This window comes from Desulfobacca acetoxidans DSM 11109, from assembly GCF_000195295.1.
Lineage (GTDB): Bacteria > Desulfobacterota > Desulfobaccia > Desulfobaccales > Desulfobaccaceae > Desulfobacca > Desulfobacca acetoxidans.
This window is the reverse complement of the sequence record NC_015388.1, coordinates 390147-413138: the sequence shown is the minus strand read 5'-3', so window position 1 is coordinate 413138 and position 22992 is coordinate 390147. Positions and strand designations below refer to the sequence as shown.

The following is a 22992-nucleotide window of genomic DNA, read 5'->3' as shown; positions in this document are numbered from 1 at the left end:
TCAGCCTCCTAATCCCAGAAGCCTGCCGCCCTGATAGACGAACAGGGTTACCAGATAGGCCAGGAGAGTGAGACCCCCCAACTGGAAGAGGGCCCAACCGGTAGAGCCGGTCTCACGCCGAGTTACTGCGATGGTGGCGATGCATGGGGCACTGATCAGGCAGAACAACATGATACTGAAGGCTTGCAAGGGGCTGTAGTTCTCCTGCAGCCGGTCACGCAGGGCTTCAGAACCTTCCTCCGCCTTACCCACAGAATAGACAATTCCCAACTGGGCCACGAACACCTCTTTGGCAGCGAAGGCACCTATCAACGCCGTGCCGATCTTCCAATCGAAGCCGAGGGGTGTGAGGAGCGGCTCTAAAGTATGACCGATGCGACCGGCTACGGAATAGGAGAGGTCTTCGGCTTCCTGGGCCTGCTTTATCTTGGTCAAGCGCTCCTTATAGGGAATCTCCAGATCTTCCCGAAACTTGGCCACTGCGGCGTATACCTGTGGGTTTACCTTCTCCGCCTCAGCCAACTTTGCGTCCCGCTGTTTCTCCGTAGCTTCATATTCGGGGCTTCCTTGCTCCAAACCCGCCTCCGCCACGGTTTGATCGAATTCCTGGTGTGCCTGATCCACCTTCTCCCGCATCTCCAAGAAGGTTGTCAGCAAAGGACCTCCCTGACCTTCTTTGAGTTCCTGCAGACGGTGGTCATACCTTTCCTGAGCTTGGGCATAGCCGACTTCATGTTCATAATAGTTTTCCTGTTCGGCCTGTTTTGCCAATTCAGCTCCTATGGCCTCCGTTAAGAGCGGGGAGTTTACCGCGAGACCCAGGTCTGAATTAAGGTCTCTTATCTTTGCCAGGAAGTTCTCTTCCGTTTGCATGGTCATAGCCTGATAATCCTGGTCGTATTTTTCCTTCTTGGGATAACTGGTCAGGGCCCACAGCAGCACCGACAACGCCAGGATGATCGTACCGGCCTTCTTCAGGTACAACGATCCCCGTTCCCACATGTGGATGATAACGCTTTTTAAGGTCGGCAGATGATACGGCGGCAGCTCCATAACAAAAGGGACGGTCTCACCCCGGAACAGGGTGCTGCGAAGGATTCGGGCACTAACTACGGCCAGGGCAATGCCGATGAGATAAATGAGCCACAGCATCCAGCCCTGGAGTCCCACGGGGAAGAAGGCCGGTATGATGAGGGCGTAAATCGGCAGGCGGGCGCCGCAGCTCATCAGCGGCGCCACCATGATGGTCGTGAGCCGATCAGCCCGATTATCGAGGGTGCGGGTCGCCATGATCGCCGGTACGGTGCAACCGAAGCCGAGCAGCATGGGAATGAAACTCTTGCCATGTAAGCCGATCTTGTGCATGATACGATCCATCAGAAATGCCGCTCGAGCCATATAGCCCGAATCCTCCAGAATGGCGATGGCAAGGAAGAGCAACAAGATATTGGGCAAGAATACTATTACCGCACCCACCCCGCCGATGATGCCGTCCACCAACAGGGATTTGAGGGCGCTCTCCGAGGTTTTCGGCCACCAACCGGATACAATTCCGCCAACCCATTCAAAGGCCGATTCGATCCACCCCATGGGCGGTTCCCCCAGGGTAAAGACCATTTGAAAGACCAGATACATGAGGCCCAAAAAGATCGGCAGTCCCAGCCCCCGGTTCAACAGGACGGCGTCAAGGCGATCCGACATCTGCCGCCTGGTCTCAACCGAACTGCGCACCGCTTCCTGGCAGATTCCAGCAATATAACCGTAGCGAGCCTCGGCGATCATAATCTCGGGCGGGCTACCCGATAACTCCTTGAGCTTTTTGGCACTTTTAGTCAGAGCTCGCAATATCTCCGGCGAGATTTTTTGCTTCCGGAGGTCTTCGTCTTTTTCCAGCAGTTTCACTGCCAGCCAGCGGGGAGGATATTTATTCGCCAGAGAATTCCCCTGTTTCTCAATCACTTGCTGGATGGCGGCGAGCTCAGGCTCCAGATCACGGCCATACTCCACCCTGAAAGAGGCCGGGTGATGCCCATTGGAGGCCAGGGTGACGACCTCATCCAACAGTTCCCGGATCCCCTCACCTTTATGCCCGATGGTGGGGACAACCGGAATGCCCAGGACCTTGGAGATAGCCTGACAATCAATTTCGATACCCTGATTTCGAGCCACATCGCTCATATTGAGGGCCAGGACCATAGGAACCCCGAGTTCCCGGAGCTGGGTAGTGAGATAAAGATTCCGCTCCAGATTGGAAGCATCAGCGACATTGACTATCACATCCGGCTTCTCCTCCAGGATGTAATTCCGAGCCACCACCTCATCAATGGAGTACGCCGTCAGGCTATAGGTTCCCGGCAGATCCACCACCTGAATCTGCAGTTCACCACAAGTACAAAGCCCCTCTTTTTTCTCTACGGTCACACCCGGATAATTCCCCACATGTTGCCGGGCGCCGGTTATATAATTAAAGATGCAGGATTTCCCCGCATTCGGATTGCCAGCCAAGGCTATCGTAACCTTTGCCATCCTGTTCCCATCCTTATGTTTTAAGTATCTGACTATGTTTGATTAACCAAACATATAGGCCAAAAAAAATTATTCCACATATATTTTTTGGGCCATGCACCACCCAAGCGCCAGACGGCTGTTGCCGATCCGAACCAGGATGGGACCATGATCTGCAGGGGCCTTATGGATAACCTCCACCTCGATGCCGGGAATCAAGCCCATGGCCAGAAGGTGTCCCTGGAGTCCACATCCAGCCTGCACTGCAACCAGGTGAACCCGCTGCCCTACCGGCACCAGCGTCAGAGGCCTCCCCAGAGGCGGCGCTATTGCAACCCCAGCCCTTCTTTTGCATCTCATAGCCGCCTGACCTCAGTGCAATTCTACGGTTATCCCCGTAGCTTCGTCCCGGCGCAAAGACAGGTGATATCCCTTGACCTTGATGTCGATGGGGTCACCAAGAGGCGCTACCCGCTCGACCTCCACCAAGGTACCAGGGGTTATGCCCATGTCTGCGATCCGTTTACCGAGATCACCTTCATTTTTTACGGCGAGGATTTTTCCTTTCTGGCCGGGTTTTAGTTCCCTGAGGGGTAGAGTCATCATTCCCCCTTCTTGTTTCTGTTTTTTTTTCACATCATCTAGGCACAGACTGATGCAACGCTCGCAGTTCTGCTGTTCCAGGGCGTCATCGCAAAAGTGCTGAAAACCGCGAATCCATTTTTTGCCAGCCCGTGGGCAAACTTCCAGGAACTCGCTGAAGAGGATCAGTCGATCTACAATAACCCGCGGCATGGCATGCTCCATTCGACAGGCGGCCTCTTCTGCCAGGGTCTTATCAATAGTCAAAACCTTAACGAAAAAATCGCTCAGGGCTTCATGACGGCGCACCACATCCTTTGCCAGGGTAGCTCCCTGCGGGGTTAGGGTTATCACGTCATAAGGAGCGTAGTTGACAAGCTTGCGGTCGGCCAGGTTCCGCAGTGCTGCGGTTACCGAGGACTTATGCACCTTCAGGCGGCTGGCGATATCCTTGACCCGGGCAACCTGCTTTTCCAGCACAATATGAAAAATTGCTTCAAGGTAATCTTCCAGACTCTCGCTTAGGGATAGGCTATTCATATTTATTTTCCTAACAAAGTTTTATGTCTAAAACATTATATTGAAGACAAAACATATGTCAAGCTTTTTTTAGTTCGCGCAGATATGGTGCTACGCTTTCCCGTCTCACAACACTGCAGCGGCGGCAGGCTCATCCGTAGAGGCGAATCTTGTATTCGCTCCAAACAACTGGAGGGATAAAAAAATGCTTATTCGATCTCCTAAAGCTTACGCGTCTCTTGAAGAAACTTCGACAACAATATCACCTTAAAATTCCTCCTGTTAAGGAGAAAGTTAATAGGGTTGAAAGCCGCCAGAGGTTTTCCTTGCTTCTCAGTATACTATGAGACACAATGAACCTTCGGTGGAAGTCGGCCAAACCGGGCCAACATAAAAGGTTTAAGACCAATTTGCCGCCCAATGCAGATGCTCCCTGCTGGGTAGAATCCGGTATTTACTTTAAGCTGTGACGGCACACCGGGTTTGCCGCTAGCATGATGATTTATGTTTGAGTAGCAATGGCATAATCGTTTTTTCTAACTTTAGGCGTTAAGCCGTCAGCATAATGAGGAGAAAATCTATGGCATGCGAAAGGATTCTGATTATCGGCGGTGGGGTTCTCGGACCTAAAGTCGCCTGCCGGTTGAAGCGCCTGAAACCGGAGTGGGACGTAACCGTGATTGATCAGCAGGAGGAGATTGCCTATTCCGCCTGCGGGATCCCGTATTATATCTCAGGTGACGTAGGGGAACTTCAGGGGTTGATGACAGCCAGTTTTCAAATGGTGCGCAGCCCTGAATTCTTTGAAGATGCCAAAGATGTGCGGATCAAAACCAGGACCCAGGCGCTTGCCTTGGACCGTCAGGCCAAGCAGGTCCGGGTCCGGCAGGTAGAGACTGGTGCGGAGGAGAAATTATCCTATGATAAACTGGTCTTGGCCACTGGCCGACGGCCCAAACCCCTGAACGTCGCCGGAGCCGAACTGCCCGGAGTGGTGAGTGTTGCCACGCTGATGCAGGCTGAGGCAGTGAAGAGGCGCATATCTCAAGGAGAAGTGGCTAAAGCGGTCATCATCGGCGCCAGCCCCCGCGGATTGGAAATGACTGCAGCGGTGAGCGATTTGTGGGGCGTGGAGACCACGTTGGTTGAGCCGGGCTCTCAGGTATTGCCGGGTTTATTGGATGTGCCCCTGGCCCGCATGGTGCAATATGAGGTTCAGTGTCGGGGAGTACAGGTTTTTTTAGAGGAGTCGGTCCAGGAAATCCTGGCCGCTCCGGGAGAACATTCTCTGGAGGTGATCACCTCAACCCACCGTTTGCCGGCGGACCTGGTAATCGTCGCCTTAGGGGCGGAACCCAGGACAGAATTGGCCGTTTCCGCCGGGCTGCTGGCCTCCCCCAATGGGGGGCTGTTGGTCAATCAGCGGCTGCAGACATCAGATCCCGACATTTATGCTGGCGGGGGCTGCATTGAGTATCCTCATCTGCTCACCGGAAAGACCATCTACTTCCCCGAAACTTCCCTGGCGCACCGGCAAGGTCGGGTTATTGGCACTAATATCGCCGGGGGTTACGCCACCTTTCCTGATATCGTAGGCAGCTTTACCCTGAAAGTCTTTGATCTCGGCGTTGCGGGTACCGGCCTCACCCTCGAGACCGCCCGCAATGAGGGTCTGACGGCTGAGGCGGCTTTGGTGGTGCAGCAGGATCATGCGCACTTCTATCCCACCCAGGAGCTCATCTACTTGCAGTTGGTGGTGGACAGCAGCTCCCGACGCCTTTTGGGGGCTCAGGGGATCAGTCCCAACGGCGACGCAGTGGTAGGCCGCGTCAACAGCATTGCGGCGCTCCTGGGGCAGCATGGGAACCTTGAGGACCTCGCTCATTTGGAGGTAGCCTATTCGCCGCCCTATGCCACGGCCTTGGACATTGTTAACACCGTCGCCAACACGGCCGAGAACCTTGTGACCGGTTTCAATCAATCCATCAGCCTAACGGAGTTTCAACGCCTGTTCCTGGAGGAAGCCAGGGACGATGTCATCTGTCTGGATGTCAGGGGAGCGGCTAATGCCGCGCCCTTTGTGGCCCGCTTCCCAGAACGTTGGCTTAATATCCCCCAAGAGACTTTGAAATACCGTTTCAAAGAGGTTCCCAGAGATAAGCGTCTCATCTTGATCTGCAATGCCGGCATGCGCTCTTACGAGGCCTTAAGGCAGTTGCAGACCCAGGGGTTTGACAACGCCGTGGGTTTACAGGGAGGGGTTGCCGCCTTGAAAAAGGCCGGTATCCTCACTCTAGAGTGAGAATGGCGCCAGTTCGGGCTAGACGCCGGCTAGCGATAGCTCACTTGGGTTTCAAGCCCAATACTGCGGCTACCTGACGCACCATGTCCTGGGTGAATATCCTCTGTTCTGCCTCCGACCAGGGGCTTTCCCCGGGGGGTGATTCGGGAATAAGCAGTTGGGGGTGGTTTTGATATTCCGGTTTAGGGATAATCTCGAACTCCGACGGAAAGGTGTTGTCGAAGTACATCTGTTGAAAACCGATGAATTTTAAATGGTGCGCCGTGGCGTCTACCACGGCCACTTCGTTTTTCTTCACCAGTCCGGTCTTAAGCGCCATCTGCAGTCCGGCTAGGGATTCCCCCCCCTGGGTGCAGGCGATATGGCCGTTGCGGTTGGCTAGCAGCATGGCGTCCATGATTTCCTGCTCGGTTACCTCCACCACGGCAAAACTTCCTTCACCTGCCCTCCGGGTATATTCCGCGGCCAGACGGATAACTCGGGGCATGGACACCGGTCGGCCGATCATGGCCGCCTGGGCGACGCTGGGCTGCACCACCACGGGTGTAAAGACGCGTCTCGCGGGATTGCTCTCCAGGTAATAGGTAAACACCGGGTTGGCGTGCTGCGACTGCACCCCAATGACCTTGGGGAGTTCTGCAATTATCTGCAGGTCGTGAAACCGGAGCAGTCCCTCCAGGACGGCGGTAATGTTGCCGGCGTTGCCGATAGGGACTACGATAACCTTGTGGGCCAGATCATAGTCGAACCATTGCGCTATTTCATAGGCGTATGATTCCTGTCCCCGGATGCGCCAACTGTTTTTGGAGTTGAGCAAGGCTACATGGTAGTGTTCGGACAAAGCCTCCACAACCCGCATGCAATCATCGAAGACGCCGGGAATTTCTAAGACCCGGGCCCCGGCCCCGAGAGGCTGAGAGAGCTGCTGGGGTGTCACCTTGCCGTAGGGCAGAATCACTGCTGAGGTTACTTTGTCTCCTAAATAAGCGGCGTATAGGGCTGCGGCTGCCGAAGTGTCTCCGGTAGAGGCGCAGATGGCCAATACTCCTGTAAGGTTTTGGGTGCGGATCAGGTAATTGAGGTAGCTCAAGGCCGCAGCCATGCCCCGGTCTTTAAAAGAAGCACTGGGATTCTGGCCATCGTTCTTGAAATAAACGGTCATCCCCACTTCTTCCTGAAGTCGGGAGTTGGCCTGCACCTGGGGGGTATGGCATTCCCCCAGATAGACGATATCTTCGGCAGGAATGACTGGGGCTATCAGTTCATGGAAGCAGAAGGCGCCCTGCACCGCCGGGTCATGGAGCATCCGCCGGTAGTCGAAGAGCCGGCGCCAGAAGGCTCCCGAATGCTCTTTGAGCTGTTCCTCGTCTAAATCTACCAGTAAGAAAAGGCCCTGGCACTTTGGACAGGTATAAAACAGGTGGTCAATGCCGAATTCGGCGCCGCAATCCAGACAACGGTATACCATCCTGCCCCGGGGGCGGGGAAGTAGATGGGGCTGGAGGTCTTCCGGAAAATCTTTCAGTTTCACCAAGCACTCCCATTCATTTTCAAGGCCTTGTTGTGAGCCTTTGAGGTCGCCACCCAATAGTCGTCCAGGACAACAGAAATACCTATAAAAGCCCGGTCTTGAAATACTGTGCCTGCTATTATGGGGTTTTGAGGTAATTCCGAACACTCGCTATTGATCAATGACCACCTCTCCGTCAATTGGTTATCTGGTATTTTTTCAACTTGTACTGCAGGAGGCTTTTTGTAATGCCCAATAACTCCGCCGCCCGCACCTGCACGTAGCCGGACTGGTTGAGAGCTCGCCGGATCATTAATTGTTCAATTGTATCAAGAGCTTCAGGAAGAGGAATGTGCTGGGGCACTAACAGGTCAATATTAAACTCGGTTTCCGGGGCTTCGGCGACGTTGGGGGGCAAATCTGCAATAGTGATGGTATCGCCGCTGCAAAGAATCACAGCCCGCTCTATCACATTTTCCAATTCCCGGACGTTTCCTGGCCAAGGATAGCGCAACAGGATCTTCATTACTTCGGGGTCCAGCCGGATATCGCCTCTGTTGTTTACCCGGGCAAATTTTTGCATGAAATGTGTCACGAGAAGCGGAATATCATCGGTGCGCTGGCGCAGAGGTGGAATGGCCAGGTGGACGACATTAAGCCGATAAAAGAGGTCTTCCCGAAAATTACCTGCTCCCACTTCGGTCTTCAGGTCGCGGTTGGAGGCCGCCACGACCCTGACATCAACCCGGATGGTGCGGCTGCCGCCTACCCGTTCGAACTCCATCTCCTGCAGCACGCGCAGCAGTTTCACCTGCAAACCAGGAGACATTTCAGCAACTTCATCCAAGAAAAGGGTGCCGCCTTCGGCCAGCTCGAAGCGGCCTTTACGCATAGCTACGGCATGGGTGAAGGCTCCTTTTTCATGGCCGAAGAGTTCGCTCTCGAGCAGGGTTTCCGTCAATGCTCCGCAGTTGACGGAGATAAAGGGACCCTGATTCCTCGGACTGCGGTGATGGATGGCCCGGGCGATCAGTTCTTTGCCGGTACCGCTCTCCCCGGAAATAAGCACCGTGGCCCGGGTCTGGGCTACTTTTTCCACCACCGCAAAGATACTCTGCATGGCCTTACTGTTGCCCACAATATTATCAAAACGATGGCGTTGCTCCAGATCGTGTCGGAGTCGGCGGTTTTCCGTTAAGAGGTGGCGCAGCTCCAGGGCCTTGGCGATGGTTAATAAGATCTCTTCGTTCTTAAAAGGTTTCAAGATGTAATCAAATGCGCCCTTCTTCATGGCCTCCACCGCCTTTTCGACGGTGCCATAGGCGGTCATCATGATGACGGGCAGGTCGGGATATACCTGCTTGAGCTGTTCGAGAAGCTCAATACCGCTCATGCGGGGCATCTTCATATCAGTAACGACTAAATCCAGGTCATTGCGCCGGGTCAGTTCCAGGGCAGTCTCGCCGCTGTCAGCGGTGAAGACTTCATATCCGGCTCCGGCCAACAGGGTCTCCATGACCAACAGGTAATTTTTTTCGTCGTCAACAACTAAGATTGTGTCCATAATAAGTTATGTATACATAAATTTCGGTTAGCCTGCTACTCCTGGCGGCAGGGGTAACTCCTTCTTAGGCCTCCAGCTCGGGCAGCGTGATAATTACTTTGGCTCCGCAGTTGAGGTTGCTCTCAATGTGAATCTGACCCTGGTGGCTCTCCACGATTCCTTTGACAATGGACAAACCCAGACCGCTGCCCTTGTCTTTGGTGGTGAAAAAGGGGTTGAAAATCTTCTTAACATTTTCGCTGGAGATGCCCTCGCCAGAGTCCTGGATGATTATCCGGGCGCCTTTGTTCTGCGGACCGGGTTCTGTCGCCACAATGAGCCGGCCACCCTGCGGCATGGCCTGAATGGCATTGATGAAGATGTTGAGAAAGGCGCGATACAGAAGTTCCGAATCCGCCTTCAGTACCTGGCCGTTGAGCTGGTAGTGTCGTTCCAGGGAAATCTGGCTGCGGTCAATCTCCGGCTGAAGGAATTCCAGTCCACGTTCGAGTATCCTTTCAATATCGGTTGGCTGCAGGTTCGGCTCCCGCGGTCTGGCAAAATCGAGAAATTCGGTTACCGTTTGATTTAAGCGGTTGACCTCCTCTTCGATGATCTGAGCCAACCGCCCGTCACTGGGGTTGGCCTCCAGCCTTTTCCGCAGCAGTTCCGCCGTAGAGCTGATTATCCCCAAGGGATTACGGATTTCATGCGCTACCCCGGCGACCATCTCCCCTAAGGCGGCCAATCGTTCTGCCAGTTCCAACTGTGCCTGAAGCTCTTTTCGCTCCTCCTGCCGCCGTTCTAAAATGGACTCGGCTTTTTTCACAATCTGGCGGAGCACCATGAAGAGCAGACCCATAAGCACGATCAGGGTGGCGATCAGCATTAATTGAAATTTGCCGATTTCCGCCATATCCAGAGAAATATCCTGGGTGATTTCAAACACCCCGATTACCGGCCCCAATTCTCGGGTCAGCTTGATCTCCACGCTTTCCAGGCGCAGGGGGTTGAACGTCTTGAGATATTTATCCTGCTTGGAGCCGAGAAGCATGCTGACGAGAATATTTTTGGGAACAACTAGACGGATATTGCTATCACCATGATCGAGCGACTGTTTTACCTCCGGTACCGTCAGATAATTTTTGCCCAACTCGATGGAATCGGTGCTATAAGCCAAATCCCCCCTCTGGTCATAGATGTTTACCTGCTGGACATGAAAACCATGGATAGTATTGCGCACTACGGTATCCAGCAATTCGTATTGCTCCGGATCGCTGATTTGGATGCGACCCTGAAAACGGATTGCTGCCGGCAAAACGAATTGCTGGAAAACCTGATGATTAAGATTGGCAGCCAATAGTGAGGCATAATCCTCGCTCTTCTTCAGGGCCATCTGCTGCAAACGATCGGCCACCAGCAGGGTGAGCAGCACGGTGAAGACCACGATGACTACAAAGCCGGTCAGGGTAAAAAATTTTACCAACCGGAAGGTTTCCAGGTCTTTCTGGGCCGGCCGCCAGGCGATCTTAAGGCGTCGGAACATTGTTTCCCGCCCTGAAATGAAGGTATGCACTTTTAGAGAACATACTTATCTAAAACCGGAGGGGCGTTTTCCACTTCCTGGCGTTGAGATTCAAAGCCCTGCCGCCCCATAAGACCGTAGGTTGTCTGTTTGCCACCCTCAACCCCGGGCTGGTCGAAGGGATTGATATTCAAAAGTCTTCCCAGAACGACTACGGTCACCTCAAAGAGGTAGATTAATTGTCCAAGAGTGAAAGGGTTGATCTCGGGAAGATGCAGCGTCAGATTAGGCCGGCCCGCCTTTATCAGATTAAAGGCCGTCGCCTTCTTTTCGGCCTGCAGCAGCTCGGCAAAAGAATGGCCTCCTAAGTAATGCATGCCTTCCATCTCGGGATACAAACGAGGGATTGCCAAAGTGTGTTGAAATTTGTCTACCTCTAAAAAAGTGATGATTTTATCTGGTGGTCCTTCCATATAAAGCTGTAGCTGGGAGTGCTGATCGGTAACACCCACGGCCCGCACCGGCGTTGGACCGACGTGGACAATGCTGCCGTCGAGAGCATATTTTTTCCCCAAGCTTTCTCCCCAGAGTTGGCAGAACCAATCTGCTATGCCGGTGAGACCGGCGGCATACGGCATAATCACCTGGATCGGCCGAGCCTTTTGGCTTAGGAAGAGATAGTAGCAGGCTGCCAAACGATAAGCCAGATTCTGAGATATGGAGGCCGACCGCAGGCGTTGATCCATGAACCTGGCTCCCTCTAATAATTCTTCGATATCGACGCCCACCATTGCCGCCGGGAAGAGACCGACGGCGGCAAGTACCGAAAACCTGCCGCCAACATTGGGCGGCACAGAGAGACTTGGGAAGCCTTCATTCTGAACCAAGTGGCGCAACATGCCTTTTTCCGGATCAGTAGTCAAGACGATCCGGTCCCGAACCTTGTCAGCCCCCAGGCGTCCTTTTAATAGGCTATAAACAAACAAGAATTGGGCTATCGTTTCGGCCGTGCTGCCAGATTTGGATATAACATTAACTACTGTCCGCCGCAACTCGACAGCATCTAATATGCCGTAGAGGTAGTCAGGATCAATGTTGTCGGCGACGAAAAGGCGGGAGTGGTAACTTCGGCGGGCAGGGGGAAATAAATTATGCGACGGATGGCACAGCGCCTGATGCAGGGCCTTGGCTCCGAGAGCAGATCCGCCTATGCCCAAAACCAACAGATCCCAGCACCATTCCTTTAATTTCTTGGCCAGCTTATTAATCTTTTTGGCCGTTTCTTCCTGGTAGGGCAGGTCGAAGAAACCTATAGTGCCCTCTTGCCGCCAGGTCTTGATCTGTTGATCGATCTCTTCCAACCGAGGCGTCAGGTTTTCCAAGTCTTTTTCCTGCAAGCCATTTTCAGGTCCGACAAATTCCGCCATAGAGAAATTATGGTCTAAGGTTATGGCCATCTTGGCGTAATCTATTTTCTCTTTATGGCTATGATCAGGCTTGTGCATGTGGTGTTGTCTCATGTGGTCTCCTTTTGAGCAGGCGCTGTGCCCTGGGTGCAATCGTTAGGACGGGCTACCGAAATACGGCCTTCAGTTAGTTGTCCAGAAAGCTGGTTGTTAAACGCCAACAATTTGTTGTCTCTGCAATCTTAAGGGCTTGCATCCCGTACATAATTAGATAATACTCACAATATGCTGTCGTGGTGGCGAAAAATTTGGTCCCGATGGCGAGCCCGTGAAAAGGCGATCGTTGCTCGCAGCCATCTCGGGGGCCGGGATATACCAAAGATATTGGGAATCTGCCAGGAGTGCGGGGCTGTCGTGGTGGAGGGGCTTCATCAGATCACCCCTCGGGGTTACCTCTGTCAGCGCTGCGCCAACAGCCGGCGTTCCAAAAACAATAAGTGACCGCAGTCCTCATTTTGGCGGCAATCCGGGGATAAATTCCTTGTATTCACCCAACCCCCGCTCTTTGGCCCGTTGCAGGACTGCTCTTCCTAAGGCCAGATCTTGAATGATCAGTCCGGTGGAGTCAAATACAGTAATCTCCTGAGAATTTTCCCGTCCCGGTTTCTTCCCGGCTACCACCTGCCCCAGCGCTGCAGCTATCTGCTCGGGGCGAATAAGTCCTTGCATCAGGGCGAGATTGATCTCTCCGGAGTGCTGCGCCTGAGTCAGGTCGTCGACAAAGATTTTGGCTTCTGTGAGGATCGCCGGATCGAGCTCTTGTTTGCCGGCTGCGTCGGCACCGATAGCGTTGATGTGGGTTCCAGGACTGATCCATTCCCGTCGAACCAGGGGGGTAGTGCTGGCAGTGGCGGTAACCACAATGTCCTTGTCCTGCACTGCTTCCTGAGGATTTTCAGCAACCATAACCTGGACATCAAATCGAGAGGCAAGGTCTTCCATCAGGACCTGGGCTCGGGCCGGGGTGCGATTGTAGATGGCAACCTGGCGGATGGGGCGCACTTTCATGACTGCGGCAATCTGCATCCGGGCCTGAACGCCGGCCCCGATCAAAGCCAGGGAAGAGGATTCCGGACGCGATAAATACTTGGCGGCCAATCCCCCAGCGGCGCCGGTCCGGTAATTGGTAATATAGGTCCCATCCATGTCGGCAAGCTCCAGGGCGCTCTCGGGATCATTGAGAACGATCTTGGCCATTACCGTGGGTAGGCCGCGTTGCGGATTGTCAGGATGGACATTGACCCATTTGAGGCCGCAAACTTCTTCATCATTTAGGGTGATGGCACCGTACATGGCTCGAAAGTCCCCTTTGCGAACCCGCAGGTAGACTTTGGGGGGCATATTGACCCGCCCCTCGCCATACGCCAGGAAGGCTTGCGCCGCGGTTTGCAGGGCTAAGTCAATATCCAAAACCTGTAAAATATCAGCTCCGGTTAGGATCAGGCTCATAGGGGCGACCTTATTGTGGTTAGAGGGACTTATCTCTCAGAACGCTCAGGTTCATAGCGATGTTCTATTGTATGCCGCATGTGACAATATTTCAATTATTTCTCGTTGTGGTCGGTCGTATTTGACCAGGCGGGATTAAAATAGCCGAACCGCAGGTGGGGAAAGTTGCGCTGCAAGCGCACCACCATCCTCCTGATGCCCAGAGGTTTCTGTTCAGCCTGAAAACCTATCCCTGTGAGATAATAATCCGGATCAATATTGAGGTTGCGTAGCTGGATGAGGTCTATCCGGGTCTGGGCAATGAGTTCCTCCAGGGCCGACACTTCGGCGGGATCATCGCTCACGCCTGGGAAGATGAGATAATTCAGGGAAACGCGGGCGCCGCCGGCTTTGGCGGCTTTCAAGGCGGCCACAACCTCAGTAAAGTGATAGTCCTGGGGTCGATAGTAAGCCGAGTAATACGTCGGCCTGGCGCTGTTGAGACTCACCCGCAGGCTATCCAGACCGGCGGCGACCAGGTGGGCGACGGTTTCGGAACGGCTGCCGTTGGTATTGAGGTTGAGAACGCCTCGGGCAACCTGTCGGCGGATCAACCGGATGGCCTCCTGCAACGTCGACCCTTGCAGGAGGGGTTCGCCCTCGCAGCCCTGACCGAAACTGGCCACGGCGTTTTCAGCCTGTTCGAGATGAGGAACGGCGACCTCGGCGATTTCTTCGGGACGCGGCATGAAGCGGATTCTTTTCATTGGGGCGGGGAAAGGACTGCGCTTCTGTTGTGACAGACAGCCCAAACAACGGGCATTGCAGCTAGGCGAGGTGGGCAGGGGGGCCTCCCAACGTTCCAGGAAGAGATTTTTGGCCGCCGGACAGCCATAGGTCAGGGCACAGTGGGAGAGATGGCGCAGCAACCGGTTGTCTGGTTGGCTGGCTAGCCTGCTCCGTACCCCCGCTTCAATCTGCTGGCAGTCGAAATTGACCAGATCCTGCCTGGGATCGGGGTCGCTGCGCCACCCGGCTACCCAAAACCCCCCTGCCTTCCAGCCCACCGCGGTGTAGGCAAATAACGGCAACACCGGGGCCCTCGGAACGGTTTGGTAAGCCGCCAAATAACTCATGGTATGCGCCGGGGCCATAAAGGCTGCGACTGCCAGGCCCGGACCCGGTTGTCCCTTGATTTCGGAGAGCGTCTGAAACCGGCGGCGCCGCGGGTCATAACCGACCGCAAGGCGTCCGGGCAAAACAAAAAGATCGCTGCCAGGCGGCAGAGGCATCAGCTCGGATTCGGGAATCCGGTAAAAACCCGAGCCGCAGCGCCCGGCTAGTTGCAACTCGGGGTGATCATAGATCTGTCCCCGAGAATCGGCATAAACGAGCTTAGCTGCCATGAGCTGTAAGTTGCCAATAGTAACCAGAAAAGCAGAGTGGTCAATCCGGGCCAAAAAGCGGCACGAATTGAAACCGGTTCACGTCCACCAACCCCCGGTCGGTCAACTTCAAAGCCGGGATGACCGGCAGAGCCAGGAACGATAAGGCCATAAAGGGGTCTGGCAGTGCAACTCCCAGGCTGTGGCAAACTTCGATCAGGGCGGCGTGCTCTGCGGCAACCTGGGGCAGTGGCGCCGGACTCATGAGGCCGGCGATGGGAAGTGAGAGGGCTGCGGAGACCTTCCCGTCGACCGCCACTACCAACCCTCCACCGCAAGAGATGAGATGCTGAACCGCGACGAACATGTCCTGGTCATTGGCACCCACAACGATGATATTGTGAGAATCGTGAGCCACCGAAGAGGCCAGGGCACCTCGCTGCAATCCGAAGCCCCGGACCAGACCCAGGCCGACATTGCCGGTACCCCGGTGGCGCTCGACTACAGCCAATTTTAAGAGATCCTGCTCTGGATCGGACTGCACCAGGCCGTGGGCCCCGGGGGTCGGAAGCACCAGTTTTTCTGTGAGCAACTGGCCTGGCAGGAGCTGAATGACCTTGACAACCTCGCCAGTCACCGGCAGGGCAAGGGCCTGCGGCGAGAAATTCGCCACATGCATCGCTGAATGAGGAAATTCGGCGGGGACCAGGACTGAACTATCGGTAAGGGTACCCCCTTCTGCCACTAACTGGCCATTTTTAAAGACCTTATCGACCCGAAAGTCTACCAAATCATTTAACACCACCAAATCAGCACGGTAACCGGGGGCCACGGCACCCCGGTCCAACAGACGGAAATATTCCGCCGGATTCAAGGTGACCATGGTGATGGCGTTTATGGGTGAACAGCCAAAAGTGACGGCCTTCTTGATAAGATAATCGATATAACCGCGCTGCAGCAGATCATTGGGATGACAATCATCAGTAACCAACATAGTCCGGCGCAGGGAGGCAGGAGTCATTGCCGGCAGCAGGTCGGCCAGGTTTTTGGCCTGGCTGCCTTCCCGCAGCATCAGATAAAAGCCCCGCGCCAGTTTTTCTTCAGCCTCTGATAGCTCGGTGCATTCATGATCCGAGCCGATGCCAGCCACTTTATAGGCGTTCAAAGCCAGACCGGATAGCAGCGGGGCGTGGCCATCGATGACGCCGCCGGTAAACAGAGTGATCTTCTCCAAAACTTCAGGGGCGCCGGCCAGCGTGCCGGGGTAGTTCATCACCTCAGCCAGACCCAGAACGCCTGGATGAGACCGGTAGCGGCGTATCTCAGCCGGGCCAAAATCAGCGCCGTTGGTCTCCAGCGGCGAGGCCGGAACGCAGGAGGGCAACATGATAAACAGATCAAGGGGCAACCGGTCATGAAAACTCAACATGTAGTCGAGACCAGGAGCACCCAGGACATTGACAATTTCGTGCGGGTCGATAATGACGGCAGTGGTTCCTCGAGGCACGACACTCTTGGCATACTCCGGAGGTGAGAGCATAGTGCTTTCGATATGTTGGTGGCCGTCAATAAATCCCGGACAGATGATCTGACCAGCGACCTCAAGCGTCGGTCCCTGGTAGTCTCCTATTCCGACAATAATGCCATCATACAGGGCGACATCGGCTTGGATCAGACTGCCGCGAAAGACATCCACTACCCGGCCCCCCCGAAGCACCAGATCGGCGGGAAGCTTCCCCTGGGCAGCCATTATCCTTTTTTGCAGCCGGGTGCTCTTTGTAATCGATTCAAGCTGGGGTTTGGACATCATGTTTTTTCCTTTGCCTCTTATCTTTCTCTGAAAATCCCAGCCAAGTCAAGAAAGATCGGACAAATAAGGCAGAGGCGAATTTCCCGGAGGAAAGGGTAAAAATTATCTTTCTTTCATAAAGCCCATCTTTCGGCCGTTAATAAGGTTTCATCCTGATCAGGCCGATCTAAATCAGAAATCGGGGTTGGCAATAACTGAGCTTGGCAGGTTTGTGAGGCGTATAAGATTTAAGGTTTCTGCTGATAAGTACGCTCTCTTATAATTTATCTCTTATTGGTATTACAACCTTAATCTCCCTTGACCTTTGAGGGCAGGGGGCAGGGTCAATGCTGTTGGGTTAAGATTGTCTATCTGAACGGAGCATATGGGGGTAAGTCAGGCAAATCAAAGGAATCCGCAATCTGGCTGGCCCTAGGCGGCTCGGTATGTCCGTTTAGAGTCGGTGGTCTAAGTTCGGCTGGCATAAAAAAGATAAAAACGGATACCGACGTTCGGAAGCTTGATTTTCTCGGGGTTTTGAAACCGTCAATCTAGCCCGGGATTACCGGGATGTCAATCGGTATCGGCCTTCTTGTCGGAGCAAAAATCCTTCCTTAACCAATTGCTGGATAATTCTTAAGCTCCTCCTCTGATCGGCCTGAAGCTGCGCCAGGAGAGCGGATTCAGTTAATTCTGGCCTGGCTAAAAATATCTGTAGAATTTGGCTGCGTATTTCCCGATCGGAGCCGCGAAACGGCGACTGCCGGGCGTAATGGGCGCTGCGACGGTTGGGATTAGGAACGGTCTTTTTCAGCATGGCTCCGTAATCCATCAGGGCGTAATACCAGTGGCGGACCCGCTGGGAATCGAGGGTGAGAATGATGAGAGGAAGCAGCATCTTATCAGGAGTCTTGTCCTCGGCCGGGTAGAAAAAATGCAAAAAGACTCGGCGGATATTAGTCTCCAGAAAAATTACCGGCTGTTCAAAAGCGAAAGCAAGCACTGCTCCCGCAGTAGCAGGTCCGATACCGGGTAAGGTTTGCAGGAGGTGGCGGTCTGCCGGCAACCGGCCGTCAAACTCCGCCACCACCTGCCGGGCTATCGCCTGCAGGGCCTTGGCCCGCCGGTTATATCCCAGTCCCTGCCAGACCTTCAAAATTTCCCGCAGTGAGGTCCGCGACAGGTCTTCAAAGTTGGGAAACCGGGCAAGAAAAAGCTCGTATTTGGTGAGCACCCGCTCCACCTGAGTCTGCTGCAACATGATTTCGGAGACGAGTATGTGATAGGGATCGCTTGTCCGGCGCCATGGCAGTACGCGGCCATGCTCCTGGTAATACTGGTATACGACCCCCTGAAAACCGGCGATAAGTTCATCGGTCAAACCGGTTTTTCGAAACCCGGAGGCGATGATGGTTGCAGTGTCCTCAAATGTGGCCATAGCAGGTCATAGAATGGGACCGGGCGGCGGCAAAGTAGCCCAGGTTCCTTAAGCCATCTGAAAGTTTTTAATAAACTGGCCTACTTGAGCCCCTAAATAGACGCACTTGATATTGCGCAGGCAATCTTCAGCGTCTTTTTTCTCCAGATGGGTGGTCATTTCGTGCCGGTCTTTCTTGAATTTGACGATATAGGCATCTTTGGCAACATCGAACTCCAGGCTGACAATAATCTTGTTTTCATCGAGTTCAGGATACATTTCCATTATTTTTTCTCTGACTGCGGCTGGTGTAAAGCCCATGGTTCATTCTCCTTTTCCCGGAAATTAATTTCTAAGTCCTTTAATTATTCTTCCCAATGGATGGCTTGGGCAGGACAGGAATCAATAGCCTCCTGAATCAGATCGACCGGACCGTCTTCGGGTTTTAGCACCTCTGACTTTTGTTTTGCTACATTGAGGGCAAAGACTTCAGGGCAGATATCAGCGCAGGTTCCGCAAAAAATACAGGCATCTTCATCAATGGCAACTCGGCGGGCCATGGGAACCTCTTACCTGGAAGGTTTTCAGGATAAGCGAGAGCACCTATGAGGATCGTGCTTCCCAGAGCGACTTAATTTATCAATAAGCACTTTTAACGGGCCGGTCAAGACCCGTTCGATTTGGGAGCATAAATCAGGAAATAGATCACTGGAATCAGGATCAGGGTAAAGAGGGTGGAGGCAAAGATGCCGAAGATGAAGGCCCAGGCCAGTCCGGAGAAGACCGGGTCAAGGGTGATGACCCAGGAGCCGAACATGGCGGCACCGGCGGTGAGCAGTATAGGCATGAGGCGAACAGCCCCTGATTCGACAACTGCCTCTTCCAAAGGCAATCCCTCTCTCAGGCGCAGGTGGATAAAGTCGATGAGGATGATGGAGTTACGCACCACTATTCCCGCCAGGGCGATCATGCCGATCATGCCGGTAGCGGTGAAGAAGATGGAGTTGGGATAACCGTGAATGGGCGCCGCTCCTAGCAGATTGAGCAGCAGGAAGCCGGGAACGATGCCGATCAGGGTCAGCGGGATGGCCACCATGATTACCAGAGGCATGCCGAAAGACTGGGTTTCATGCACCAACAGGATATAGATCATCACCAGGGCGCCCAGAAAGGCCAATCCCAGGTCACGGAAGACGTCTACGGTAATCTTCCATTCCCCCTCGCCGGACCAGACTACTCGGTAGCCTTCCGGAAATGGTTGTTTCTTAAGCTTGGCCTCCAGATCAAAGATGGCTTCTACCGGTGGCCGGCCGGCCATTTCGGCAGTGACGAAGACCACCCGTTCCAGGTTTTTGCGATAAATGGTCTTGTCTTCGAGGGTTTTTTCCAGGTGGCCCAATTCAGTGAGCGGTATTAAAGAACCATCTGCCCCTTTCAGCCGGATGAGGTGCAAGTCATCCGGATGGGCGCGCCCAGCACGGGGCAGTCGCACCGTGATCTCCAAGGGGGTTCGCTCTGATGCCTGGTGCGCTATGCCGGGGGTCTCACCGCCTATGAGGGTCCGGACAGTCTGGACAATATCCTGGGTGGAAACGCCGTGCAGGGCGGCCTTGAGTTTGTCGGCGACAAAGCGATATTTAATCTGATCGGCCTCTACCGTATCATCGACGTCCACCACCTTGTCGGTCTGCTCCATCAAAGTCCGGACCCGTTTGGCTGCTTGGATCTGAGAGGTATAACTTTCCCCCACCGGACCGTAGACTTCGGCGACCAGGGTGGAGAGCACCGGCGGACCTGGAGGAACCTCGACGATTTTTAGGTTGGCCCCCAGGCGGCGGCCGATGGCTTCGATCTCCGGGCGCAGCCGCAGGGCGATTTCGTGGCTCTGCCAATGGCGCTCCTCTTTGTCCAGCAGGTTGATGCGGATATCGGCCTGATAGGGATACTGCCGTAAGTAATAGTGGCGTACCATGCCGTTGAAATCGATGGGGGAGGTATGTCCGACGTACGACTCGAAATCTCGAATCTCATTGACTGAACTGAGAAATATCTCTATTTCCCTGACCACCCGATCGGTTTCTTCCAGCGAGGTCCCGGCTGGCATATCTACCACGAGCAACAGCTCATTTTTGTTGTCAAAGGGCAGCATCTTCATGGGAATCCATTGCAGCAACACGACTAATAGGCAGAGCAACAGGGCCAGGGCAAGGCCGCCCAAGAGCACAAAGGTTTTGTGGCGGCTTTCTAAGAAAGGCGTCAGAATCCGGCGATAGATTTTATAGATGCCGCTGTCCTGCAAAACAAAAGGTTCAGCCGGCGTCTCGGCCTCTCGTCGCAGCAGGTGATAGGCAGCCCACGGGGTGACGGTGAAGGCTACCACTAACGACATGATCATGGCCAGCGGAACGTTGTACGGCATGGGCCGCATATAAGGTCCCATCATCCCGGTGACAAAAAATAGGGGTAGAAACGACACAATGACCGTAAAGGTGGCCAGAATAGTAGGCGGTCTTACTTCATCCACTGCAGTCAGGGTGGCATCCAGAGGTGGTTCCCGCCTCAGCTTAAAGTGGCGGTGGATATTTTCTACATCCACAATGGGGTCGTCAACTAACAAACCCAAGGACAGAATCAGGGCAAAGAGGGTTACCCGGTTGATGGTGAAGCCCACCAGATAGTTGCCTAAAAGTGTCATGGCCAGAGTCATGGGCACCGCCAGGGCGACGATGAGGGCCTCCCGCCACCCCAAGGCCACGGTCAGCAGGGCAACGATACTGACGATGGCGATGACAAGGTGCTTCACCAGTTCATTGACTTTTTCATCGGCGGTCTTGCCGTAATCACGGGTGACCAATACCTTGATATTAGCCGGAATGACCGTCTTTTCGAGTTCAGCAATCTTTTGCTGGAGTCCTTCGGCTACCCAGACGGCGTTGGCCCCCTTGCGTTTGGCGATGCCGAGGGTCACCGCCTGGTAGGGGCGTCCGGCAACTGCCGTCGGATCATTTATCAGATGCGCGTCATGGGCGGCCATCGGACCAAAACCCAGTCGCGTATAAGTATTAACCTCTCCAGGGCCGTCGAGTACCTGGCTTACATCTCGCAGATAAACCGGACGGTCTTGCTGTCGGCCGACCTGGATCGCCCCCAGCTCCTCAGCATTGCGGAGGAACGGTCCGGCCTCCAGGAGCATCTCCCGGTTGGTGAGATTGAAGCTTCCTGCTGCCAGATTGACATTAGCCCCTTTCAGGGCATGCATGACCTCCAGGGTAGAGACTTGGCGAAAAGCCAGACGCACCGGATCGAGGAGCACCCGGAGTTCCCGTTTACGTCCGCCCACCACGTAGGAACGGCCGGTTTCGGGGATGCTCTGCAGCCGGTGCAGGATCTCATCGGCCACCCGCCGCAGCTCCATATCCGAAGCCTGATCACTGTAGAGGGTGAAAGTGACTAGCGGAACATCGTCGATCTCTACCGGCTTGATGATCCAATTCGTGACCCCGGACGGTGCCTGATCGATGTTAGACCAGACTTTATTATAGAGTTTAATGAGGCTGTTTTCCCTGTCCTGGCCGACATAGAACCTGACCGTCACTACCGCCCCCCCCGGTCGGGAGGCGGAGTAGATATATTCCACCCCGTCGATTTCCCACAATTTTTTTTCCAGATTGATGGTGACCAGATTTTCCACTTCTGCCGCGCTGGCTCCGGGAAACTGGATGAGAATGTCCGCCATCGGCACCACGATCTGGGGCTCCTCTTCGCGAGGAGTAGCATAGAGGGCGGCAAAGCCGGCCAGTAGGGAGATCAAGATGAAGATAAGGGGCAGCTTGGAGGTCAGAAAGGCCTTGACAATTCTGGCAGTGAAACTCATTGTGCGCGGGGCGGAGGTCATAGGTGTTTATGACTGCAGGGTCATCCCAATAAAATTATTACTTTTCGGGGAAGGATAACACAATTTGTTCCCCGGCTTGGAGGCCGGAAAGAATTTCCACTTCCGCCCCATAGCGTTTGCCGGTTTTTACCTGCCGCAGCCGCACCCCGTCCGTCTGAGCCACCTGTACCATTTCTAACTGGCCGATATCCCGTACTGCCGTTGTCGGGATGAGGAGGGCTTGGCGCTGCCGACCGTCGAAATAGAGTCGACCGAACATGCCTGGACGCAGATCGGGCTGAACCGGCAGAGTTGCCTTAACAAGAAAAGTGCGGCTGGAACTGGCCGCCTGGGGAACAACTTCATCTATTGCAGTAGGAAGCTCCAGGTTCAGGCTGGGAATGGAGATCCTGGTTGAGGCGCCTGGTTGCAATACCTGGCTATACTGCTCGCCCACCTGGGCTTCCAAACGCATCTGCTGGGGATCATAGATGGTAAACAACGGCCTTCCGGGGGTGGCCAGATCACCCACGTCGACCATTTTTTCCGCCACCAGACCTGCGGCGGGCGAGACTACCGTGGCATAGCGAAAATTAGCCTGGGCTTCGTTTATCGCCTGTATGGCCTGCTGGACCTGGGCCCGGATAGTCTCAAAACGGGCTTTGACGGCGTCGAATTCCCGAACCGGGACGACCTTGCGTCCAACGAGGTTCTTGAACCGGTGGAAATCAGACTGCGCCTGACGGTATTGGGCCTGCATAGCGGATAGATGATCCCGGGCCTGGCCCAAACGGCTGCGCACTTCGGCATCATCAATGATAGCCAGCACCTGACCGGCGTTCACCCGGTCCCCGGAGGCGACCCGCACTTCGAGGATCCGCCCGAGGATTTGGCTGGACACCTGGGGCTGCTCTTTGGAGGCAACAATACCGGGAGCTTCCCGCCAATCCAGCACGGTTCGGAAAGCAACCGTATAGAGTTGACCTGTCATCTCCGCAACCGGAACTGACACGGTTCCCGGACCCACCCGGGAGCGGAACGTCCCTTGCATCCAGAGAAGCAACAGGACCAGACCCGCCAGGAAGATAATGGCTAACTGTAATTTCTTATTGATTTTTATCATATCTGGCAGACCCGGTAGACGTAT

Annotated in this window: 17 protein-coding genes; 2 read left to right on the top strand and 15 right to left on the bottom strand. The window is 54.4% G+C overall.

Features of this window, described 5'->3' with window-relative positions:
- From feoB to DESAC_RS15605, 3 genes are all read right to left on the bottom strand, one after another.
- Window positions 1–2526, bottom strand: a complete 2526-nt coding sequence (gene feoB / locus DESAC_RS01640; RefSeq protein ID WP_013705339.1) for a ferrous iron transport protein B — start codon at window positions 2524–2526, stop codon at window positions 1–3.
- A 69-nt stretch (window positions 2527–2595) separates the two neighbouring features.
- The gene (locus DESAC_RS01635; RefSeq protein ID WP_013705338.1) at window positions 2596–2865 is read right to left on the bottom strand and encodes a FeoA family protein; all 270 of its coding nucleotides are present in this window, start codon (window positions 2863–2865) and stop codon (window positions 2596–2598) included.
- Window positions 2866–2877: 12 nt separating this feature from the next.
- A complete protein-coding gene (locus DESAC_RS15605; protein ID WP_013705337.1) occupies window positions 2878–3627 on the bottom strand; it encodes a metal-dependent transcriptional regulator in 750 nt (249 codons plus the stop codon).
- A 559-nt stretch (window positions 3628–4186) separates the two neighbouring features.
- Here DESAC_RS15605 and DESAC_RS01625 point away from each other — a divergent pair.
- Window positions 4187–5908 (top strand): FAD-dependent oxidoreductase, encoded by a 1722-nt coding sequence (locus DESAC_RS01625; protein WP_013705336.1) that lies wholly within the window; start codon window positions 4187–4189, stop codon window positions 5906–5908.
- 40 nt (window positions 5909–5948) lie between these two features.
- Here DESAC_RS01625 and thrC read toward each other — a convergent pair whose 3' ends face one another.
- The 4 genes from thrC to DESAC_RS01605 all read right to left on the bottom strand — a co-directional run bounded on the left by thrC (window position 5949) and on the right by DESAC_RS01605 (window position 12006).
- Window positions 5949–7439 (bottom strand): threonine synthase, encoded by a 1491-nt coding sequence (thrC, locus tag DESAC_RS01620; protein WP_013705335.1) that lies wholly within the window; start codon window positions 7437–7439, stop codon window positions 5949–5951.
- 175 nt (window positions 7440–7614) lie between these two features.
- Window positions 7615–8982, bottom strand: a complete 1368-nt coding sequence (locus tag DESAC_RS01615; protein WP_013705334.1) for a sigma-54-dependent transcriptional regulator — start codon at window positions 8980–8982, stop codon at window positions 7615–7617.
- Window positions 8983–9046: 64 nt separating this feature from the next.
- Window positions 9047–10507, bottom strand: a complete 1461-nt coding sequence (locus DESAC_RS01610) for an ATP-binding protein (RefSeq protein WP_013705333.1) — start codon at window positions 10505–10507, stop codon at window positions 9047–9049.
- Window positions 10508–10539: 32 nt separating this feature from the next.
- Window positions 10540–12006: a glucose-6-phosphate isomerase gene (locus DESAC_RS01605; protein ID WP_013705332.1), complete on the bottom strand. Its 1467-nt coding sequence runs from the start codon at window positions 12004–12006 to the stop codon at window positions 10540–10542.
- Between the two features lie 171 nt (window positions 12007–12177).
- On the opposite strand from DESAC_RS01605, the gene DESAC_RS15970 reads away from it, so the two are divergent.
- On the top strand, window positions 12178–12393 hold the full coding sequence (locus DESAC_RS15970; protein ID WP_148231161.1) for a hypothetical protein: 216 nt from the start codon (window positions 12178–12180) through the stop codon (window positions 12391–12393).
- 9 nt (window positions 12394–12402) lie between these two features.
- On the opposite strand, the gene DESAC_RS01600 is transcribed toward DESAC_RS15970, so the two are convergent.
- The 8 genes from DESAC_RS01600 to DESAC_RS01565 all read right to left on the bottom strand — a co-directional run bounded on the left by DESAC_RS01600 (window position 12403) and on the right by DESAC_RS01565 (window position 22968).
- Window positions 12403–13401 carry an ornithine cyclodeaminase family protein gene (locus DESAC_RS01600; protein ID WP_013705331.1) on the bottom strand — a complete coding sequence of 333 codons (999 nt, stop codon included), beginning with the start codon at window positions 13399–13401 and terminating at the stop codon, window positions 12403–12405.
- 95 nt (window positions 13402–13496) lie between these two features.
- Window positions 13497–14786 carry a radical SAM family protein gene (locus DESAC_RS01595; RefSeq protein ID WP_013705330.1) on the bottom strand — a complete coding sequence of 430 codons (1290 nt, stop codon included), beginning with the start codon at window positions 14784–14786 and terminating at the stop codon, window positions 13497–13499.
- Window positions 14787–14826: 40 nt separating this feature from the next.
- Window positions 14827–16575, bottom strand: a complete 1749-nt coding sequence (gene ade / locus DESAC_RS01590; protein ID WP_013705329.1) for an adenine deaminase — start codon at window positions 16573–16575, stop codon at window positions 14827–14829.
- Window positions 16576–17116: 541 nt separating this feature from the next.
- Window positions 17117–17992 (bottom strand): HhH-GPD family protein, encoded by an 876-nt coding sequence (locus DESAC_RS01585; protein WP_013705328.1) that lies wholly within the window; start codon window positions 17990–17992, stop codon window positions 17117–17119.
- 48 nt (window positions 17993–18040) lie between these two features.
- Entirely contained in the window at window positions 18041–18292 is a 252-nt protein-coding gene (locus DESAC_RS01580) for a hypothetical protein (RefSeq protein WP_013705327.1), read from the bottom strand.
- Window positions 18293–18336: 44 nt separating this feature from the next.
- The gene (locus DESAC_RS01575; RefSeq protein ID WP_013705326.1) at window positions 18337–18531 is read right to left on the bottom strand and encodes a ferredoxin; all 195 of its coding nucleotides are present in this window, start codon (window positions 18529–18531) and stop codon (window positions 18337–18339) included.
- 104 nt (window positions 18532–18635) lie between these two features.
- Window positions 18636–21866 carry an efflux RND transporter permease subunit gene (locus DESAC_RS01570; RefSeq protein WP_013705325.1) on the bottom strand — a complete coding sequence of 1077 codons (3231 nt, stop codon included), beginning with the start codon at window positions 21864–21866 and terminating at the stop codon, window positions 18636–18638.
- A 37-nt stretch (window positions 21867–21903) separates the two neighbouring features.
- A complete protein-coding gene (locus DESAC_RS01565; RefSeq protein WP_013705324.1) occupies window positions 21904–22968 on the bottom strand; it encodes an efflux RND transporter periplasmic adaptor subunit in 1065 nt (354 codons plus the stop codon).
- Between the last annotated feature and the right edge of the window lie 24 nt (window positions 22969–22992).

Coding starts and splice junctions, on each gene's coding strand:
- DESAC_RS01625 (WP_013705336.1), top strand. CDS start 4,187: ATGGCATGCGAAAGGATTCTGATTATCGGCGGTGGGGTTCTCGGACCT.
- DESAC_RS01595 (WP_013705330.1), bottom strand. CDS start 14,786: ATGGCAGCTAAGCTCGTTTATGCCGATTCTCGGGGACAGATCTATGAT.
- DESAC_RS01575 (WP_013705326.1), bottom strand. CDS start 18,531: ATGGCCCGCCGAGTTGCCATTGATGAAGATGCCTGTATTTTTTGCGGA.
- DESAC_RS01580 (WP_013705327.1), bottom strand. CDS start 18,292: ATGGGCTTTACACCAGCCGCAGTCAGAGAAAAAATAATGGAAATGTAT.
- feoB (WP_013705339.1), bottom strand. CDS start 2,526: ATGGCAAAGGTTACGATAGCCTTGGCTGGCAATCCGAATGCGGGGAAA.
- DESAC_RS01635 (WP_013705338.1), bottom strand. CDS start 2,865: ATGAGATGCAAAAGAAGGGCTGGGGTTGCAATAGCGCCGCCTCTGGGG.
- DESAC_RS01600 (WP_013705331.1), bottom strand. CDS start 13,401: ATGAGCCTGATCCTAACCGGAGCTGATATTTTACAGGTTTTGGATATT.
- DESAC_RS01585 (WP_013705328.1), bottom strand. CDS start 17,992: ATGGCCACATTTGAGGACACTGCAACCATCATCGCCTCCGGGTTTCGA.
- DESAC_RS15605 (WP_013705337.1), bottom strand. CDS start 3,627: ATGAATAGCCTATCCCTAAGCGAGAGTCTGGAAGATTACCTTGAAGCA.
- DESAC_RS01570 (WP_013705325.1), bottom strand. CDS start 21,866: ATGACCTCCGCCCCGCGCACAATGAGTTTCACTGCCAGAATTGTCAAG.
- DESAC_RS01565 (WP_013705324.1), bottom strand. CDS start 22,968: ATGATAAAAATCAATAAGAAATTACAGTTAGCCATTATCTTCCTGGCG.
- DESAC_RS01605 (WP_013705332.1), bottom strand. CDS start 12,006: ATGAGACAACACCACATGCACAAGCCTGATCATAGCCATAAAGAGAAA.
- DESAC_RS01610 (WP_013705333.1), bottom strand. CDS start 10,507: ATGTTCCGACGCCTTAAGATCGCCTGGCGGCCGGCCCAGAAAGACCTG.
- DESAC_RS01615 (WP_013705334.1), bottom strand. CDS start 8,982: ATGGACACAATCTTAGTTGTTGACGACGAAAAAAATTACCTGTTGGTC.
- DESAC_RS15970 (WP_148231161.1), top strand. CDS start 12,178: ATGCTGTCGTGGTGGCGAAAAATTTGGTCCCGATGGCGAGCCCGTGAA.
- ade (WP_013705329.1), bottom strand. CDS start 16,575: ATGATGTCCAAACCCCAGCTTGAATCGATTACAAAGAGCACCCGGCTG.